16 protein-coding genes and 3 tRNA genes are annotated in these 18,581 nt (G+C 39.2%); 13 read left to right on the top strand and 6 right to left on the bottom strand.

Features of this window, described 5'->3' with window-relative positions; all coding sequences use genetic code 11:
* Positions 1-35 precede the first annotated feature (35 nt).
* The 4 genes from HMPREF3263_RS08655 to wecA all read right to left on the bottom strand — a co-directional run bounded on the left by HMPREF3263_RS08655 (position 36) and on the right by wecA (position 1,566).
* Positions 36-112 (bottom strand) — tRNA-Pro (locus tag HMPREF3263_RS08655).
* A 24-nt stretch (positions 113-136) separates the two neighbouring features.
* Positions 137-212, bottom strand: a tRNA-His gene (locus HMPREF3263_RS08650).
* 30 nt (positions 213-242) lie between these two features.
* Positions 243-319, bottom strand: a tRNA-Arg gene (locus HMPREF3263_RS08645).
* A 182-nt stretch (positions 320-501) separates the two neighbouring features.
* Positions 502-1,566, bottom strand: coding sequence for a UDP-N-acetylglucosamine--undecaprenyl-phosphate N-acetylglucosaminephosphotransferase (gene wecA / locus HMPREF3263_RS08640; RefSeq protein ID WP_005697607.1), 1,065 nt, complete (start codon positions 1,564-1,566; stop codon positions 502-504).
* A gap of 120 nt (positions 1,567-1,686) precedes the next feature.
* On the opposite strand from wecA, the gene hemL reads away from it, so the two are divergent.
* On the top strand, positions 1,687-2,970 hold the full coding sequence (gene hemL / locus HMPREF3263_RS08635) for a glutamate-1-semialdehyde 2,1-aminomutase (protein ID WP_005697656.1): 1,284 nt from the start codon (positions 1,687-1,689) through the stop codon (positions 2,968-2,970).
* Between the two features lie 46 nt (positions 2,971-3,016).
* Here hemL and glnD read toward each other — a convergent pair whose 3' ends face one another.
* On the bottom strand, positions 3,017-5,602 hold the full coding sequence (gene glnD, locus HMPREF3263_RS08630; RefSeq protein WP_070853213.1) for a bifunctional uridylyltransferase/uridylyl-removing protein GlnD: 2,586 nt from the start codon (positions 5,600-5,602) through the stop codon (positions 3,017-3,019).
* 61 nt (positions 5,603-5,663) lie between these two features.
* Complete coding sequence (gene map / locus HMPREF3263_RS08625) at positions 5,664-6,467, bottom strand: type I methionyl aminopeptidase (protein WP_005696218.1); 804 nt, start codon at positions 6,465-6,467, stop codon at positions 5,664-5,666.
* 125 nt (positions 6,468-6,592) lie between these two features.
* Here map and erpA point away from each other — a divergent pair, with 125 nt between their 5' ends.
* From erpA to HMPREF3263_RS08565, 12 genes are all read left to right on the top strand, one after another.
* Positions 6,593-6,940, top strand: a complete 348-nt coding sequence (gene erpA / locus HMPREF3263_RS08620; RefSeq protein WP_005696219.1) for an iron-sulfur cluster insertion protein ErpA — start codon at positions 6,593-6,595, stop codon at positions 6,938-6,940.
* Between the two features lies 1 nt (position 6,941).
* The gene (locus HMPREF3263_RS08615; RefSeq protein ID WP_032803996.1) at positions 6,942-7,295 is read left to right on the top strand and encodes a YacL family protein; all 354 of its coding nucleotides are present in this window, start codon (positions 6,942-6,944) and stop codon (positions 7,293-7,295) included.
* Positions 7,296-7,319: 24 nt separating this feature from the next.
* Positions 7,320-9,719 carry a penicillin-binding protein 1B gene (gene mrcB / locus HMPREF3263_RS08610; protein ID WP_005697588.1) on the top strand — a complete coding sequence of 800 codons (2,400 nt, stop codon included), beginning with the start codon at positions 7,320-7,322 and terminating at the stop codon, positions 9,717-9,719.
* A 218-nt stretch (positions 9,720-9,937) separates the two neighbouring features.
* Positions 9,938-11,842: an FTR1 family iron permease gene (locus HMPREF3263_RS08605; protein ID WP_005697622.1), complete on the top strand. Its 1,905-nt coding sequence runs from the start codon at positions 9,938-9,940 to the stop codon at positions 11,840-11,842.
* Between the two features lie 28 nt (positions 11,843-11,870).
* The gene (locus tag HMPREF3263_RS08600) at positions 11,871-12,392 is read left to right on the top strand and encodes an iron transporter (RefSeq protein ID WP_005696223.1); all 522 of its coding nucleotides are present in this window, start codon (positions 11,871-11,873) and stop codon (positions 12,390-12,392) included.
* 115 nt (positions 12,393-12,507) lie between these two features.
* Complete coding sequence (locus HMPREF3263_RS08595) at positions 12,508-13,902, top strand: Fe-S-containing protein (RefSeq protein WP_070853212.1); 1,395 nt, start codon at positions 12,508-12,510, stop codon at positions 13,900-13,902.
* Positions 13,902-15,242, top strand: coding sequence for an ABC transporter permease (locus tag HMPREF3263_RS08590; protein WP_049375554.1), 1,341 nt, complete (start codon positions 13,902-13,904; stop codon positions 15,240-15,242). Before HMPREF3263_RS08595 ends, HMPREF3263_RS08590 begins: the two co-directional genes overlap by 1 nt.
* Positions 15,229-16,362, top strand: coding sequence for an ABC transporter permease (locus HMPREF3263_RS08585; protein WP_070853211.1), 1,134 nt, complete (start codon positions 15,229-15,231; stop codon positions 16,360-16,362). Before HMPREF3263_RS08590 ends, HMPREF3263_RS08585 begins: the two co-directional genes overlap by 14 nt.
* A gap of 1 nt (position 16,363) precedes the next feature.
* Positions 16,364-17,035 carry an ABC transporter ATP-binding protein gene (locus HMPREF3263_RS08580; protein WP_070853210.1) on the top strand — a complete coding sequence of 224 codons (672 nt, stop codon included), beginning with the start codon at positions 16,364-16,366 and terminating at the stop codon, positions 17,033-17,035.
* A complete protein-coding gene (locus HMPREF3263_RS08575; RefSeq protein ID WP_005697630.1) occupies positions 17,025-17,504 on the top strand; it encodes a TlpA family protein disulfide reductase in 480 nt (159 codons plus the stop codon). Before HMPREF3263_RS08580 ends, HMPREF3263_RS08575 begins: the two co-directional genes overlap by 11 nt.
* 5 nt (positions 17,505-17,509) lie before the next feature.
* Positions 17,510-17,833 carry a c-type cytochrome gene (locus HMPREF3263_RS08570; RefSeq protein ID WP_005697654.1) on the top strand — a complete coding sequence of 108 codons (324 nt, stop codon included), beginning with the start codon at positions 17,510-17,512 and terminating at the stop codon, positions 17,831-17,833.
* Positions 17,834-17,930: 97 nt separating this feature from the next.
* Positions 17,931-18,545 carry a hypothetical protein gene (locus tag HMPREF3263_RS08565; protein WP_005697647.1) on the top strand — a complete coding sequence of 205 codons (615 nt, stop codon included), beginning with the start codon at positions 17,931-17,933 and terminating at the stop codon, positions 18,543-18,545.
* Positions 18,546-18,581: the final 36 nt, after the last annotated feature.

The raw sequence follows: 18,581 nt of genomic DNA, 5'->3' as shown, positions 1-18,581 counted from the left end.
ATTGTCTGATATATTGTTAAAGAGCAAAAATAAATTGGTCGGCGAGATAGGATTTGAACCTACGACCCACTGGTCCCAAACCAGTTGCGCTACCAAGCTGCGCTACTCGCCGTCAGATTTCTCAATTAAGAGAATATGGGGTGGCTAATGGGATTCGAACCCACGACAACTGGAATCACAATCCAGGGCTCTACCAACTGAGCTATAGCCACCATTGATTAGTTGTTTACCGCATTGACTTCTGGCGCGCTCGACAAGATTCGAACTTGCGACCTTTGGCTCCGGAGGCCAACGCTCTATCCAACTGAGCTACGAACGCGTTACTGCGTCGTTGCAGGGGCGTATATTAATGATTTCCCAATACCTTGTCTAGCACTTTTTTGAAAAAAAATATCAAAAGATAAATTTTTGTTCAATTTGTATAGAATTTATTATTTATTCGTCTATTTTTAGTGCTAAATAGTAAAAAAGGATAGCAAATTGCTATCCTCTTTATTTAGTTTATTGTTTATTACGGCGTGCTCGACGTTTCATTCTTCGTACCCATCGAGTAATTTTCCATGCTTTTGTAATTGAATAAGCATAAAGGAAGAATAGCACGATAAACGCAATAAACATTGCCCATTCATTAATATAGAAAATTTCACCTAAGATCCCAATTGCAGCACAAATTGCCGCAAATAAAGTAATTAATAAAAAGGCTTGGCGAGACGTTAATCCTGCGCGAACCATTAAATGATGCACGTGTAAGCGATCTGGTCTGAATGGACTTTTTCCTTTACGTAAGCGACGATAAATAATTGCCACCATATCAATTAAAGGAACAGCAATAATCCAAAGTGCGGTCACTGGATTCATTGGATGTCCTTTTCCTTGTGTACTTAAAAGCAAAATCCAAATAATAGTAAAGCCAATTAAGGTACTTCCTGCATCGCCCATAAACACTTTATATTTAGGTCCTAACGGAATACCTAAGTTTAATAATAGATAAGGCAAAATCGCGACAATTAGGGCAAAACTCCAATATGCCATATCCATCTGTCCATCACGGAACATTAAAATACCAATGGCAGCAAATGAAACAATTGATAATCCACCCAATAATCCATCGATACCATCAATCATATTAAAGGCATTTATAATCGCAATTGTGGCAAATACAGTAATAATCAACCCAATAGAACCAAGTGTTAATTGGAATGGTCCGAGAATTTGACCTAAATGATCTAAATAAACATTACCTAAGTCGATCATTAAAATCGCAAGCACGGCTTGAATCCCTGCACGCAAGAAGGGACTAATATCGAAGCGGTCATCTAAGATACCAATTGCCAGTAGAACAAAAATACTGAATATATAAAGATAAGGTAAACGAAGTTGATCCCACTCCATTAAATAATAGCAAAGGTTTCCCATAAAAAGAGAAACACCGCCAATGAGCGGAATCGCACCTTGGTGACGTTTACGATAATTTGGCTTATCAACCAAGCCAATTTTATTGGCAATTGGTCGCATGACAATTAAGGTTAAAAATGCCCCTAAAAAAGTGACGAGAAGACTTAGCATAGTTTTTATCCTAAAATTTTTTTGCAAAGGATAACATAAAGAAAAATCAGCACACAAAGATTTTTCTCAAATTCAGTTTTTTAGTACAATATGACCACTTTTAATATAAGGATTCAAATCATGACAAAATCAACCGCACTTTTCTCTCGTGCACAAGAAGTTATTCCTGGTGGCGTAAACTCCCCTGTTCGTGCCTTTAAAGGCGTAGGTGGTACACCTGTATTTATTCAAAAAGCCAAAGGCGCTTATATTTACGATACTGAAGGCAAACAATATATCGATTATGTAGGTTCTTGGGGGCCTATGATTTTAGGTCACAACCACCCTGCCATTTTAGATGCTGTATTAAAAGCAGCGGAGAATGGTTTAAGTTTTGGTGCACCAACCCCCTCTGAAATTGATTTAGCGGAATTAGTCTGTGAAATTGTACCATCTATTGAAATGGTTCGTATGGTGAGTTCAGGTACTGAAGCAACCATGACAGCCATTCGTCTTGCGCGTGGTTATACAAATAGAAGCAAAATCTTAAAATTTGAAGGTTGTTACCACGGCCATTCTGATTCACTTTTAGTAAAAGCAGGATCGGGCGCATTAACACTTGGTCAACCTAGCTCACCAGGTGTACCTGAAGATTTTGCAAAACATACTTTAACTGCTGAATATAACAATCTTGATTCTGTTAAAAAGCTATTTGAAGAATTCCCTAACGATATCGCTTGTGTGATTATTGAACCTGTCGCAGGCAACATGAACTGTGTTCCACCAAAAGAAGGATTCTTACAAGGCATTCGTGAAATTTGTGATCAATATGGTGCACTTTTCATTATTGACGAAGTCATGACAGGTTTCCGTGTTTCACTTGCAGGCGCACAAGCTTATTATGGTGTCACACCGGATCTCACCACATTAGGTAAAGTCATTGGCGGCGGTATGCCTGTTGGTGCAGTGGGTGGTAAAAAAGTGATTATGCAACACCTTGCACCGACTGGTCCTGTTTACCAAGCGGGGACTCTTTCAGGTAACCCGATTGCCATGGCGGCTGGTTTAGCTTGTTTAACCGAATTGAAAAAAGCAGGTAATGAACAACACCTTGCAGAATTAACCACAAAACTTTGCGATGGCTTAAAAGCATTAGCCCAAAAACACAATGTGCCATTCGTGATTAATCATGTAGGCGGAATGTTTGGTATTTTCTTTACTGACCAAAAACAAGTTACCTCTTATGCAGAAGTCATGAAATGTGATACCGAAAAATTCAAAGTGTTCTTCCACAAAATGCTCGATCAAGGCGTTTACCTTGCGCCTTCTGCTTTTGAAGCGGGCTTTATGTCTTTAGCTCATACAAATGAAGACATTGAAAAAACGCTTGCTGCCGCAGATATTGCATTTGCAGCAGTTGCTTAAAACATAAAAAGTGCGGTTACATTTAACCACACTTTTTTATTTCATATTACAAACGTTCATAGAGCACGTTTTCTAATAATCCCCTTTCCTCTTCGGTTAATGCAATTCCTTTTTCATTTGTCAAAATGAAGAAGTCTTCGGCTTTTTCCCCTACAGTCGTGATTTTTGCATTACAAAGATTGAGTTTTAACTCGGTAAAAATTTGACTGATTTGAGCCAATAAACCGGGTTTGTCTAAAGCAACGATTTCTAACTCCGTATGCTCTTTTTTACTTTCTTTCAAAAAACGTACATCTGTTTTCACGGTGAAATGTTGCAACTGTCGATTATTAGCAAAAGACATAGATGGCAATTTTTCACCTAATAAAACAGAGGCTAATACCGTCTCTAATTCTCGGCGACGTTCTGAACGAACTAATTCACCATTTAATTCTGTGATGATAAAGCTGTCGAATACATATCCATCATCCGATGTTAAAATTTGCGCATCATGAATGCTGAATTTTTTTGCACCAATGGTTGAAACCACTTTATTAAATAAGTTGGCTTGGTCTGGACAATAAACGAAGATCTCAGTCCCACCGCTAGAAAAACGGTTACTAATTTTAACCAGTACTTCACCATCAAATTCAGTTAACAACTCTGTATGCCATGCAATTTGTTTTGGGCTATTTCGTAAAAAATAATCATCAGGACAACGTTGCCAGAGTGCTAAAATTTTTTCTTCCGATAATTCTGGTTGATCTTCGGATAAAATTACCAGCGCCAATTGGCGGTTTTCAAGGATCTTTTCTTTATTATCTAATAATAAATTCATCCCTTGTCGGAATTGTTGCGACGTATAATCGTATAAAGAGGCAAAAAGAGAACGTTTCCAGCTATTCCACAAGGTACCGTTTGTTGCACAAATATCGGCAACCGTCAAACAAGTGAGATAATCTAAACGCACATGATTTTGTACACTTTCCGCAAAGCTCATCACAACTTCTGGATCATGAATATCTCGACGCTGTGCAGTGATTGACATGAGCAAATGCTCTCTCACTAGCCAAGCCATCGTTTCAATTTCTCGACGATCAAAGCCATGCAAACGAGAAAATTCAGCTATATCTTCAGCCCCTAACTCTGCATGATCCCCTCCTCGGCCTTTCGCTATATCATGGAAAAGTGCGGCAACATAAAGCAAAGTGCGGTCAGAAATTTGGCTAAATATTTGATGGCAAATGGGATGAGATTCTGCTTCGTCCTCAGCTAAGAAACTTTCCAATTTCAACATCACTCGTAAGGTGTGCTCATCCACAGTGTAAATATGGAAGAGATCAAATTGCATCAAACCTTCAATTCCCTGCCATTGTGGCAAATAAGCTGTTAACACACCATATTGGTGCATTGGGAGAAATGCTCGCTGAATGGCTTTCGGTTGATTAAATAACCGAATAAATTTCTCTCTTGCTTCAGGAATATCACATAATTTCTGCGTCAAGCTTTCCAATGCAATCTGAAGTTGGCGTAATGTTGAGGAATGAATTTCGGCTTGTTCATGCTGCGTAAGATAGAAAAAAAGATCCAAAATACGATCTGGCAAACGTAAAAACACGTCTTCCTTACGTAAACACAAACTTTGATTCACTATTTCAAAATCGTCATCCAAATGGTGAACTGATCCCTCTCCGTTTGAAGATAAAAAATGCTCTTTATAATGCTTAATTAGAATATCGCTTAAACGTGAAATCGTGCATAGAGCTTGGAAAAAACGTTTCATCATTTTTTCAACACCACGGTTTCCTTCACCTTCAAAACCAAGCATCTCACTCACTTTGATTTGACGATCAAACAACAAACGGTTGTCATAACGTTTTAAAATCAAGTGTAAAGCAAACCGCACTTTAAATAAAAATTCTTGGCTTTCTAATAATTGTTGGTGTTCTGATGGATAAATAAAGCCACTTTTCAAAATGCCATCAAGGGTCATTTCCCCAGTGTGTCGTAATGCGATCCAATATAAAAGATGAAGATCCCGCAAGCCACCGGGGCTGTATTTTAAATCGGGCTCTAAATTGTAACTGGTGTTGTGATAACGCTGATAACGTTCAATTTGTTCTTGTACTTTAGCATCAAAGAATAGTTTTACCGCCCAAAAATCTGGCTTTTTCAATATTTCATCTAAGGCATTGAAAAGGGATACATCTCCTGATAAATAACGAGACTCAAGCAAATTGGTGGCAATAGTAATGTCTTGTTTACCTTCCTTTTCACATTCTTCTAAAGAGCGAACACTATGCCCTATATCAAATCCACAATCCCATAGAAACTGAACGAGTTGACCAATTTTCTCTTCTGTTTCAGACTCTCTTTCTTCTTTTGAGAGAATAAGAACATCTAGGTCAGATAAAGGAAAGATTTCTTGTCGGCCATAACCGCCTACTGCAATTAAGGTGAGATTAGCTTTATCTAATCCAAATTGCTGCCAAAGCTGTTTTAACAAATCATCACAAAACAGTGTTCGGTTAGCAATCAGCTCAAAAACAGAATAATCATCGAAATGCTGACGTTCAAATTCCTTTAAATTTTCACGCTGAATTTTGACCGCACTTAGCGTGAGTGGAGAGTCGAAATGATAAGGAAAAAGCATAGGTATTCCACAAACAAAACAATTATAAAAAAAGCCCACTATCGTAGGCTTTTAGCTGAACTTAAAGATTATTCATCATACGTTGAATTCGACCTTCCGCAATTTCTTCATCGCGGATAGTCATCACTTCACAACCGGTTTCTGTCACGACAATTTGGTGTTCATATTGTGCAGAATGGCTACGGTCTTTGGTTTTTACCGTCCAACCATCACCCATAATGCGCACTTCTTTTTTACCCGCATTAATCATTGGTTCAATGGTGAAGACCATCCCCGGTTTTAAAATCACGCCACCATCATCCGCATAATAGTGTAATACTTGTGGTTCACAGTGGAATTCAGTTCCCACGCCGTGGCCACAGTACTCACGCACTACGCTAAACCCTTGGCTTTCAGTATATTTTTGTACCGCTTTACCAATTTCATTTAAACGAATACCCGGCTTAACCGTGCGTAATCCCACATAAAGCGCTTCTTGTGCCGCTTCAACTAATTTTTGGCTACGAATATTGGTTTCACCCACGACATACATCTTCGAATTATCACCGAAATAACCGTCTTTTATTACAGTCACATCAATATTGACAATATCACCACGTTTTAATTTTTTATCGTCGCTTGGAATACCATGACAAACCACTTCATTTATAGAAATACAGGTTGCTTTCGGAAAACCATGATAATTTAAGCACGCAGGAATCACTTTTTGTACATTCACCATATAATCGTGACAAATGCGATCCAATTCACCTGTGGTCACCCCTTCTTTGACATAAGGTTCGATCATGACCAAAACATCGGACGCTAATTTACACGCTTCACGTAACTTAACAATTTCTTCTTCAGTTCTTAATGGAATGCCCATTATTTCTCCTTATTTAATTCTGATTTATTCGCATATAATAGCACTAATTCCGTGAAAAATCTTGAATGAATTAACAGGTTATTAGATAATACAAGGATTATTTTTAGGAAAGTGGGGATAGAGATATGTCAGATTTAGATATGGCCGTACCGCTAACTTTTACTGATGCGGCAGCCAATAAAGTAAAAAGTTTAATTAGCGAAGAAGAAAACAACGAACTAAAATTACGCGTTTATATTACTGGTGGCGGTTGCAGCGGTTTCCAATACGGTTTCACCTTTGACGATAAAGTCAATGAAGGTGACCTAACCATTGAAAAAGCAGGTGTGCAATTAGTGATTGACCCAATGAGTTTACAATACTTAATTGGCGGCACCGTGGATTACACTGAAGGCTTGGAAGGTTCGCGTTTTGTGGTGAACAATCCAAATGCAACCAGTACCTGTGGTTGCGGTTCGTCATTCAGCATCTAACATGGATTTTCAATTTACCCATTATCTCGGCAATGTACATGCTAAATGTTCGATGGAACACATTGCACTAGCTAATTGGTTTAATTCAGAAGTGCGGTCAAATTCTCAAGCGTTTTTGACCGCACTTTCTGCCTGTGAGCAGATTAAAAATAATGATGAAGTCACATTGATTGGTTCTGAATACACGCTTTTTATCAATACCGATGAAGTGGTGATTCGTGCCAATAACCTTGTAATTGAAACAGATGAAATTTTAGAAGACGACTTTCATTATTATGATGAAGAAAGTATCGCCTTCTGCGGTACAACGGACTTCATCCACTTTCTTAATGCCTATTTTGAATTTATTGCTTAACCTCATTCTCTGAAGCTAACTATTATGTCGGAAACGGAAAACACCTCATCAGAACAACAAGAAACACAAGCGCCAGATAAGCGCCGTTCTTGTAAAATCTTTTTAGCTAAAGCAGCCTTTACTTTAGGGACGCTTGCCGTATTTTATGGTGGCTATTTAGACTGGCAAATTCGCTCAAAAATGGATGGCCAGATTTGGCGTTTACCGGCTGAAGTGTATAGTCGCTTAGAAAGCGTAAAACTGTCTGATAACCTTTCTTTTGACGAAGTGATTCAGATCTTATTGGATAACGAATACCGTCAAACCACTATGATTGCAGCACCGGGCGATTTTAAACTCGAAGAGGATACCATCGTATTACTTCGTCGTGCCTTCCCTTATCCTGATAAGCCTGAACCACAACGCGTGCTGCGTCTGCGTTTTACCGATAACAAACTTTCTCGCATTGAAGATTTAGTCAACGTAAAAGCGGTTGATGAATTCCGACTTGCGCCTAAATTAATTGCAATGTTGGAATCGGATAATGAAGATCGTTTAGCGATTCCGTTACAACAATACCCTCGTTTACTGATTGATGCCTTATTACTCACAGAGGATCGCCGTTTTTATGAGCATAACGGGATTAATCCTGTGGGTATTGTGCGAGCAATGATTGCCAATATTAAAGCCGGTCAAACAGTTCAAGGCGGCAGTACACTCACTCAGCAATTAGTTAAAAACTTGTTCTTATCCAGTGAACGTTCTATTACCCGTAAAGCCAATGAAGCGTTGATGTCATTAGTATTAGATTGGCGATATGATAAAAACCGTATTTTAGAAACCTATCTGAACGAGATTTACCTTGGTCAAAATGGTGATATCCAAATTCACGGTTTTGCATTGGCGAGCCAATTCTATTTTGGTCGTTCTATCCGTGAAATTAGCCTAGATCAGATTGCCCTTTTAGTTGGCATGGTGAAAGGGCCATCCCTTTATAATCCATGGCGAAATCCACAATATGCACTCGATCGTCGAAATGTAGTGTTAAAACTGATGCTTGATCACCAAATGATTGGGGATGAGCTTTATGAGCTGTTGAGTAAACGTCCATTAGGCGTGCAAGCTAAAGGTCAAATTTCACGTAAATATCCTGCTTTCATTCAAACCTTACAAGCGGATCTTCGCCGTCAGTTAGGGGAAAATAAAACCTCTGCACTACTTGGTGCACGTATTTTCTCCACCATGGATTTAAAACAACAGGAACAAGCTGAAAATGCTGTGGTGAATACGGTTAATCAATTACAACTACAAACCAAAAACCCACACCTTGAAGGTGCCATGATTGTGGCAGATTATCATCTGGGGGAAATACGTGCTGTCGTAGGTGGATTACAAACAGAATATGCGGGCTTTAACCGTGCGTTAATGTCAAAACGTCAAATTGGCTCATTAGTAAAACCATCTATTTATTTGACCGCACTGATGAATCCGGAACAATTCCGCTTAAATACACCAATTCAGAATCAGCCGATCACGATTCATATTAAAGGCAGCCAACCTTGGCAACCTCGTAACTACGATCGTAAATATAGCGGTTCAGTTATGTTGATGGATGCCCTTGCCCGCTCATTGAATATTCCAACGGTAAATATTGGGATGAAAGTTGGCTTAAGCAAGGTCATTGATACGCAAAAAGCCATGGGATGGGACAATGTGACAATTCCAAAAGTCCCAGCAACTTTGCTTGGTTCTTACAGTATTTCACCTTATGATGTGACAAAACTCTATCAAACCATTGCCAATCAAGGTGGTAAAATCGAGTTAAGCACCATTCAAAGCATTACCGATCGTCAAGGCAATATTATTTATGAACATAATACGGTGCCGGATCAAGTGGTGCCGAGAGAAGCGGCTTATCAAACCTTGTATGCGATGCAGCAAACTGTCGAACGTGGTACCGCGCGTAGCTTACAAAATGATTATGCCGATCTTCGTCTTGCGGGTAAAACAGGAACCACCAACGATGCTCGTGATACGTGGTTCGTGGGTATTGATGGTAAAAATGTCAGCACGATTTGGTTAGGTCGTGATGATAACGGTGAAACCAAATTAACTGGTGCCTCAGGCGCATTACAAATCTATAAAGATTACTTAAACCGTGTTGTCATTGAAAAACTAAAACTTGGTCAACCGTCTACCATTAAATGGGTTGGCATCAATGCTTACGGTAGTTGGAGTTGTGGTAATAGCCGAACAATCCCAGTTTGGGCAAACAAAGATCAAAACTTCTGCGCTTCTGCGCAAACAACGAGTACTGCGACTGCTACTGCGGCGCAAACCACACAATCACCACAACCCGAACAACCTGAATCAGCAAAACAAGAAAGTGTATGGGATGTGTTAGATAATAAAGTGCCTGTTGAAGAAGCTGCACCCGCTCAATAAACTTGCTTATTTTTGACCGCACTTTTATATCTCGATAAAACGCCTAACAAAGGCGCTTTATTCTTTTGAGCATAAAATAACCATATAGGATTTCCACCTCTTGTGAATTTTTTGATCTCCATCACAAAAATTAGAATTATTTATTGTCATTTCACTGATATCAAAGGATAATTATAAATAGGAATTGATTTCATTTGAGGTAATGAGGTAAATAGACGATGCTATTCCGTTCTATTCGATTTTTCTTTTTAATTTTTTCACTCGCCTTTTCTTCTTCACTCCTTGCACAAGATAACTATCAACAATGGGTTGATGATATTACGGCTCGCCTAGATAAAACGTCTCAACTTATTCAACAAGGCAATACCGATGACGCCCGTACTGAAGTGCAAATGGCTTATTTTGAAGTGTTTGAAAATCTAGAAGGGCCAATTCGTATCAATTTCTCCGCACAAAAAAGCTACCAAATGGAAGCAACTTTTGGCGAAATCCGTAAAATGATCGGCGAAGGTGCTTCACAAAAAGAGATTCAAGCTAAAATCGATCAACTCAAAAAAGAATTACAAGAAGTATTACCATCATTGGTTGAAGGTCATCAACTCAATGCCGATGGACAACATGGTGTTTATGATAATCAAGCGATTGCCCCTTATTGGCAACAAAGTTTTAAAACCATTGATGACTTAATCGCTCAAGGGATCGATGCTTATCAAAATGGTGATCTTGCTAATGCCAAAAAATTGTTCCAACAAGCACAATATGATGGCTATAAAAACTCAGAAATGGAAATGTCCATTCGCCAAAATCGCTCTGCAGAAATCTCAGCCGCAATTAACCAACAGTTTTACAACATCATTCGTTTAAGTGAACAAGCCGATCAAATTACGGAGCTTGGCTACCAAAGCACGCAATTATTACAAGATATTGAAGAAAACTTGCCTAACCTGCCAACGACACGTGAAGAACAAAATGTTCAATCTAATGCAGCACAGCAAGCAACAGATAATCAACAAGAACAAGATTGGAATAAGATTAAACAAGAGATCAACCAACGTATTCAACAGGCTATTGCGCTCTATCAACAAGGTGAAAGCAAAAAAGCGATTCTTTCCGTACAAGACACCTATTTCGACGTGTTTGAAAGTACAGGAATGGAAAACAAAGTGGGTTCCCGTGATAGTAACTTTAAAGCAGAACTTGAAGGCTACTTTACTCGTCTAGTCAGTTTAATGAAAGCTGGACAAGGTGATAAGTTACAAGCTCAAGCTGATGGTTTAAACCAGAATTTAACTAAAGCGGTTGAAATGTTACAGGGCGAAGAGCAAAGTGATTGGTCGATGTTCTTATATAGCCTTTTAATCATTCTTCGTGAAGGTTTAGAAGCGTTATTGATTGTTGCAGCTATCGTGACTTACTTAATTAAAAATAACCACCAAGATAAATTGCCGGTTATTCGTCAGTCTGTTTATGTGGCGTTAATTGCCAGTGTGGTTACCGCATTTATTTTCCAACTTATCTTTGAAAATTCAGGTCAAAACCGTGAATTGCTCGAAGGCTTTACGATGATTTTTGCCGTCGTCATGCTATTTATGATGAGTTACTGGTTATTATCCAAAGTCGAAGCACAAAACTGGAAACGTTATTTAGAAGGTAAACTCTCTACTGCCCTCACAACAGGCTCACTCATCGGTCTATGGCTTACTAGCTTCTTAGCGGTATATCGTGAAGGGGCGGAAACGGTATTGTTCTACTATGCCCTTGTGGGTGATGCGAAAAGTGCGGTCAGTTTTATCTACCTTTTCGCAGGTATCATTGTCGGCGCAATTATTCTCACCATTTGCTACTTCGTGATGCGTTATACCGTGGTGAAATTACCGCTTAAACCATTCTTTATGTTTACAGGCTCATTTATGTACTTAATGGCCTTTGTATTCGCCGGTAAATCTGTTTTAGAACTCATTGAAGGCAAACTTTTCGAGCCTACGCTGATTAGCGGTGTGCCTGAAATTTCGTGGTTAGGTATTTATCCTTATATGGAAACCTTAATTCCACAAGCAATCTTACTCGTCGCAGCCGTATTTGCTCTGTTTATTATGAAATATCAAAGCAAAAAAGCCGCGTAATACCCAACAATCCTTTAGGAGAAAAACAATGAAAAAAGCACTTTTAGCAACAGCATTATTTGCGGGTATTTTCACCGCGTCTACTGCAAACGCATTCCAAGAGTACCCAATCGGTGAAGCGGTAACCATGAATGAAATGGAAATTGCAGCGGTTTATCTCAAACCAATCGATATGGAACCACGTGGCATGGGTTTACCTGCTGCGAAATCAGATATCCACTTAGAAGCGGATATCCACGCAGTAAAAGGTAACAAAAATGGCTTTGGTGATGGTGAATGGATGCCTTACTTAACCATCAACTACACTTTAGTGAATACCGATACCGGTGAAAAACAAGAAGGTACGTTCATGCCAATGGTGGCAGGTGATGGTCCTCACTACGGCGCTAACGTGAAAATGATGGGTGTGGGTAACTATAAATTAACTTACCACATCGACCCACCATCAAAAGCGGGTATGCACCGTCATACCGACTCTGAAACGGGTGTAGGTCGTTGGTGGAAACCATTTGATGTTAGCTATGAATTCAAATTCACTGGCATCAAATAATCTCAGGTAAACATCGATTTTACCGACTTGCCTTCCCTTGTATTTCAGGGGAAGGCAATAGCATTTAATTTAACCTTAAAATATCGTCTGTTTTATCCCATTAAATGATCAAACTATGAATTATTTTTTTACTTTTTTCCTTCAAGCACTTTTACCTTTTTCATTATTGCTCGGTGTTTATCACAGTAAACAATCCACTGTAAGTGCAAAAAAAATAATTTGGCTTAGCCTATTCGGTTTTATTGCCGGTATCGTACTACGTCTTAGTTTACCTACGGGACAAATGACCAATTTAGTGCTCAATGGCGTAATATTGGCACTATTGTTTATCTTTGCTTTATGTTTAATTTTTGGCAAAGGTCGCTTACCGGCCTTTTGGCAAACGGTATTAATGCTTATCGCGGGCAGCTTCTGGGCAAAAGATCCCAACATCACCGCGCTTGTTTCTACTGATGTCATCAACACGGACTCTATCTTGCACATAAGTGCGGTCATTTTTGCCTTTGTTTTTTGTTTATGCTTACAAGGTTGGATCGATTTACTTTTAAAACAAGCGGGAAAAACACAACAAAAATCAACCGCACTTTTAAAAGGTGTGATGAGCCTTCTCTTAATTGGCTTACTGGTTCCACTTATTGGCGAACTCTTATTAATTTTAATGAAACTTCAAGTGCTTGAACTCACCAAACTACGTTTAAGCTTTGTTGCAAAATCAGGCGAAATTACTCGTTGGTTAAATTACATCTGTGCAACCTTACTCTTCGTCGTACTAGCCATCTTCTACGGCAAAATTCATTTATCACGCAAGCAACAAGTTAATGCGACACAAGAACCTATTGGAAAACGCCAAAAATTAGCCGCATTGCGTACTTCCTCTCGCTTACTTGGTTGGGGCTATTTGGCCGTAGCGATTATTTTTGCTACACAGCTTTATTGGGAACAAATTGCTTCTCGTCCGCCACAACTGTCAGAAGCGATTCCTTTGACCTTAGATGAAAAGCAACAAGTCCATATTCCAATTGAGCAAGTAAAAGATGGCAAATTACACCGTTTTGTCTGGATTGCTGATGACGGTAAAGCCGTGCGTTTCTTTGTCATTAATCGTCAACCAGATAAATTGAGTCTAGCTGCGGTATTTGATGCCTGCTTGCTTTGTGGTGACCAAGGCTATGTGATGGAAGGTAACCAAGTCGTTTGTGTAGGCTGCGGCGTACATATGTTTATTCCATCTATTGGTAAACCGGGTGGCTGTAATCCTGTGCCGATTGAAGATTGGCAACAAACTGAGACTGAAATTCTCATTAATCGAATCAGCTTAGAAGAAGGGTTAAATTTATTTAGCACGATTGTTGAAATCGATGTAAAAGATCCGATTAGTGGTGCCCAAATGAAAAACACTAAAACGGAGCACAAATATAATTACGAAGGTAAAACTTACTTCTTTGAAAGTGAGAAAAATCTTGATTTATTCCGTGATAACCCTGAAAAGTATTTAGGTAAGGGGGAATAATGCTAGCAAGAATGTTATTTCAATCTTGGCGTTTTAGCATTAAACGTAAACTGTTGGCCGTGATTACTATTTTCTTAGCGGCGGGCTTAGTCTCTGCACTCTTGGCTGTATCCATTGATATTGGCGATAAAATGGCAAAAGAGCTCAAATCTTACGGAGCCAATATTTTAGTTGAGCCTGCAAGTAATGCCGCCCTGCCTGATGAACTTAGTCATAACGCAGATTTGAGTAGTCAAGATTTTCTCGATGAAAAAGAACTGCCGAATATTAAAGATATTTTCTGGCGAAATAATATCGTGGGTTTTGCACCGTTATTAAGTGCAGATGTAAAAGCGGAAACGCTTTCCGAAAATACTCATGAAAAATTAACCGCACTTGGACAAATTAATGTGCTGGGTACGTTTTTTGATCATAACATCCCTGTACCAGATGAAGATGATTACCATACAGGACAAAAAATTATTAGTCCGTATTGGCATGTGCAAGGTGAATGGGTCAACGATCTTGAAACACCTGAAGGAGAATTTATTCCTGCATTGATTGGTGAGCAGTTAGCTCAACGAACTGGCTTAAAGCAAGGTGATAAAATCCAGCTTCGCTATCAAAATAATGAGCTAGATAATCAAAGTGCGGTCGAAATTACCGGTATTTTATCCACAGGTGGTGCTGAAGATAATCAATTAGTCATGCCGCTCAATGCTGTGCAAAAATTGCTGGACTTAGAAGGGAAAATTCAATCAGTTAAAGTTTCTGCGCTTACTGTCCCAGAAAATGATCTTTCTCGTAAAGCGCGTGCCAATACCGATGCGCTAGATGCCGAAGAGTACGATCGTTGGTATTGTACGGCTTATGTCTCTTCTATTTCACACCAATTAGAAGAAGCTATTTCTGGTGCCATTGTTCGCCCTATTTGGCAGGTTGCAGCTTCAGAAGGTGTGGTCATTGGTAAAATCCAGTTATTGTTGGCAGTCGTTACTCTTGCCGCCTTAATCGCCGCAGCCATGGGGATCGCCTCATTAATGAGTACAGGGATCATTGAACGCTCAAAAGAAATTGGTTTGATGAAAGCCTTAGGCGCCTATCAATGGCAAATTGCCTTATTATTTTATTGTGAAGCCATTATCAGTGCCTTAATCGGTGGTTCGCTTGGTTGTATTGCAGGTTGGGGCTTAGCAAGATTTATTGGCGCTGCGCTATTTGGCGTACCACTGAGTTTTGCTTGGATTGTAATTCCTTGCGTATTGATGCTGTCTATTTTAATTGCTGTAGTGGGTACATGGTTCCCTGCCCATCGAATTGCCAAACTTTACCCTGTGGAGGTGCTCTATGGCCGCCAATAAAAGTATGTTTTGGCGTTTAATCTTCCAAGCATTACGCCTACGTTTACAGCGGGTATTTATTATCTTCTCTGCGCTGACTGTTGGTGCATCTATTGTGACGGCAATGGCAGCAGTCTATTTCGATATTAATACCAAAATGAGCCAAGAGCTTCGTACCTTTGGGGCAAACTTTTACATTGGTTCAGCTAATGGAGGTTTGATGAAAGAGCGCCAATTAAAGCAAATTCTGCACAATGCACCGGATAATTTCATCACCGCTGCCAGCCCTTATTTGTATGGCGTTGCACGAAGCGATTTAGAAAAAATCGTAATTATGGGCGTGTGGTTTGAAGATATGCGTGTGCTCGCGCCTTATTGGCAAATTACCGGCTCAGCTATTAATGTCAATTTTGACGATCGCAATGCCATGATTGGTAAAACCTTAGCTGAACGCCTCAATTTAAGTGTTGGAAGTAAATTAACTCTGTCTAAAAATTCGGTTGAAAAACATGAATTCACGATAAAAGGTATTGTTGAGGCGGGTGATGCTACAGACAACATGCTAATCGTAAATTTAGAGTTTGCCCAAAATTGGTTGGATAAAGAGGGAGCAGCCAATAATGCCTTGCTCAATATAAAAAATGAACAAGGTAACGTTGCACAATTTGCCCAAGACATTATGCAACATCAACCTGATCTGACTGCTCGACCGATTCGAAAAGTCTCCGCTTCGGAAGGACAGATTTTAGATAAAATCAAAGGCTTAATGGGCTTAATCTCATTGGTCATTTTGATTCTCGCCACCCTTTGTGTGAATACCACGTTGATAGCGATTGTTGGTGAGCGAGCAAAAGAATTTGCGCTGCAAAAAGCCTTGGGGGCGAAACAGAGTGACATCATTAAGCAAATTAGTACCGAGATTCTGATCATTGCGCTTTGTGCAATTGTAGCAGGGCTGATTCTCGGCTACATTTTGGCACAATTACTTGGATTAACCGTATTCAAATCTTATATTGATATGCGTCTACCGGTTATTCCAATTACTATCGTCTTATCGTTATTGGTTGCCTTTATTGCGGTGATTGTACCAACCAAACGCGCTTTAAATATTCAAACCGCAAATATGTTAAAAGGGGAATAAAATGAGCGAATTTGTAATTGAAACGCAACATTTATATAAACGATTCGGGCAAGTCACCGCTTTAGAAAATATTAATATTCAAATTCGCCAAGGTGAATTTATTGCGATTATGGGGGCATCAGGTTCGGGTAAAACCACGCTCATGAATATTCTGACCGGTTTAGATACGGCTAGTGAAGGTAAAGTCATTTTAGATGGTGTCGATGCGGCACAACTAGATGAAATCGGTCGTCAGCGTTTCCGTGCAGAAAAAATCGGTTTAGTCTTCCAGCAATTCCACTTAATTCCTTATTTGACCGCACTTGAAAATGTGATGCTGGCTCAGCATTATCACAGTGTAATTGATGAAGCAGCGGCTAAAGCGGTACTCGAACAAGTGGGATTGGGTCATCGTATTGATCACCGTCCAAGCCAACTTTCTGGGGGTGAACAACAACGGGTTTGTATTGCTCGTGCATTGGTTAATCAACCTCCCGTTATTTTTGCAGATGAACCTACAGGTAACCTTGACGAAAAAAATGAAGCGCTTGTACTGGATTTACTACAAGAATTAAATCGCCAAGGGAGAACTATTGTGATGGTGACACACAATCCTGAATTAGGTGAGTTAACCGATCGTGTTATTTATCTCCACCACGGAAAATTTGTAAAAGAGGAAATTCATGAAAAATAAATTCATCAAACTACTCGCCATAAGTGCGGTCATTTTCGGTAGCGTTTCTTGTAAAGATGAAGTTGCTGCAATTGGTCAAAAAGCGCCAGACATTGCTGCCTATGATTTACAAGGTAAAGAAGTGAAACTTGATGATTGGAAAGGCACTCGCTTACTGACATTCTGGTCTGAAACCTGTGGACGATGTGTCGCAGAATTAAAAGAGTTCGAAAAATTGGCCGAAGCGAATCCAAATAAAGTTCAACTTATCGCCATTAACGTAGATGGAGATAAAGTGGATACCAGAGCCGTGGTCGCCAAACGTCAGCTTACGTTGCCGGTTATCAAAGACCAATTAAAAATCACAGCAGAACGCTATCAGCTTATCGGCACGCCAACAAGTTTTGTGATTACACCTGAAGGTAATATTCAGGCTAAATATGAAGGTGCAATTCCCGCTGCAGATTTAGATAAATTATTTAAAGGCTAGCTAAAATGCAAAAACGAATTTACTTACTCTCTACTTTTTTACCTGTTTTAAACTTTTTATTTGCAACATCCGCGCTTTCTGCCGAAGCTGATTTAGTCAAAGCAGAAAAGGTATATAAACGTTCTTGTGCGACTTGCCATGGAAAACAAGGCGAAAAACCAGCCATGGGTGAATCAAAAATTATTAATCAGCTAAAACCAGAAGAAATTTCAACCGCACTTTCTGAAAGAAAAATGGGGAAAATTATTGGAGCTGGAAATCCAGCTAAACAACGCTTGAGTGATGAAGATATTCGTAACCTAAGTGAATATATTAAAAATTTCAAATAAACTAAAAAATTTTTTGAACTAATTTAATTTGATGCTGTCGAAGCAACGGTTAATTTAACTAAATATATTTTTATTAAATTTAAATAGAGGATTGTCTATGAACAAACTTATTAAAATCAGCGCAACTGCATTATTTGCATTATTCTTAACTGCTTGTGATAAACCGGCAGATAAACCAGCTCCAGCAAAACCTGAAGCAACTCAACCTGCGCCTGAGGTAAAACAAGAAACGGCGAAACCAGCTGAAGCAACAAAACCAGCTGAAGCAACTCCAACTCAAGAACAAGCTGACTACAACAAATTACTTGAATGGAATGCAAGCCAAGCACAAGCTCAAATGGCAGCACAACAAAAACTTCAATCTGATTTAACTGCTGCGGTTCAAGCAAAAGATGATAAAAAAATTGAAGAAGCAATCAAGACTTTCAATAAAACTGTTGAAGATACTATCGCAAGCTTAGATAAATTAGATGTAACTTCACCTTCAGTGAAAAACATTAAAGATCAAAATAAAGAAGTGCTTGCATTATCAAGCGAATTATTAGTTGATCAATTAAACTTAGCCACTAAAGCACCAACTGAAGAACAAACTAAAGCTTACCAAGCTAAAGTTGAAAAACTCCAAGCAGCAGTAGCTAAATTACAAAAAGACGGTGCTGATTTAGCACAAAAATTTGCACCTGCAGCCCCAGTTGCTCCAGCTACAAAATAATTGAACGTTGAAGATGAAAAAACCTTACTGTAAAAA

This window comes from Haemophilus sp. HMSC61B11 (assembly GCF_001838615.1).
GTDB classification, from domain to species: domain Bacteria; phylum Pseudomonadota; class Gammaproteobacteria; order Enterobacterales; family Pasteurellaceae; genus Haemophilus_D; species Haemophilus_D parainfluenzae_AD.
The sequence above is the reverse complement of the archived record's forward strand: the minus strand, read 5'-3'. Positions and strand labels throughout refer to the sequence as shown.

What these genes read in the sequence shown, in the direction of transcription:
- wecA (WP_005697607.1), bottom strand. Translation starts at nt 1,566, where the DNA reads ATGCTAAGTCTTCTCGTCACTTTTTTAGGGGCATTTTTAACCTTAATT.
- hemL (WP_005697656.1), top strand. Translation starts at nt 1,687, where the DNA reads ATGACAAAATCAACCGCACTTTTCTCTCGTGCACAAGAAGTTATTCCT.
- glnD (WP_070853213.1), bottom strand. Translation starts at nt 5,602, where the DNA reads ATGCTTTTTCCTTATCATTTCGACTCTCCACTCACGCTAAGTGCGGTC.
- map (WP_005696218.1), bottom strand. Translation starts at nt 6,467, where the DNA reads ATGGGCATTCCATTAAGAACTGAAGAAGAAATTGTTAAGTTACGTGAA.
- erpA (WP_005696219.1), top strand. Translation starts at nt 6,593, where the DNA reads ATGTCAGATTTAGATATGGCCGTACCGCTAACTTTTACTGATGCGGCA.
- HMPREF3263_RS08615 (WP_032803996.1), top strand. Translation starts at nt 6,942, where the DNA reads ATGGATTTTCAATTTACCCATTATCTCGGCAATGTACATGCTAAATGT.
- mrcB (WP_005697588.1), top strand. Translation starts at nt 7,320, where the DNA reads ATGTCGGAAACGGAAAACACCTCATCAGAACAACAAGAAACACAAGCG.
- HMPREF3263_RS08605 (WP_005697622.1), top strand. Translation starts at nt 9,938, where the DNA reads ATGCTATTCCGTTCTATTCGATTTTTCTTTTTAATTTTTTCACTCGCC.
- HMPREF3263_RS08600 (WP_005696223.1), top strand. Translation starts at nt 11,871, where the DNA reads ATGAAAAAAGCACTTTTAGCAACAGCATTATTTGCGGGTATTTTCACC.
- HMPREF3263_RS08595 (WP_070853212.1), top strand. Translation starts at nt 12,508, where the DNA reads ATGAATTATTTTTTTACTTTTTTCCTTCAAGCACTTTTACCTTTTTCA.
- HMPREF3263_RS08590 (WP_049375554.1), top strand. Translation starts at nt 13,902, where the DNA reads ATGCTAGCAAGAATGTTATTTCAATCTTGGCGTTTTAGCATTAAACGT.
- HMPREF3263_RS08585 (WP_070853211.1), top strand. Translation starts at nt 15,229, where the DNA reads ATGGCCGCCAATAAAAGTATGTTTTGGCGTTTAATCTTCCAAGCATTA.
- HMPREF3263_RS08580 (WP_070853210.1), top strand. Translation starts at nt 16,364, where the DNA reads ATGAGCGAATTTGTAATTGAAACGCAACATTTATATAAACGATTCGGG.
- HMPREF3263_RS08575 (WP_005697630.1), top strand. Translation starts at nt 17,025, where the DNA reads ATGAAAAATAAATTCATCAAACTACTCGCCATAAGTGCGGTCATTTTC.
- HMPREF3263_RS08570 (WP_005697654.1), top strand. Translation starts at nt 17,510, where the DNA reads ATGCAAAAACGAATTTACTTACTCTCTACTTTTTTACCTGTTTTAAAC.
- HMPREF3263_RS08565 (WP_005697647.1), top strand. Translation starts at nt 17,931, where the DNA reads ATGAACAAACTTATTAAAATCAGCGCAACTGCATTATTTGCATTATTC.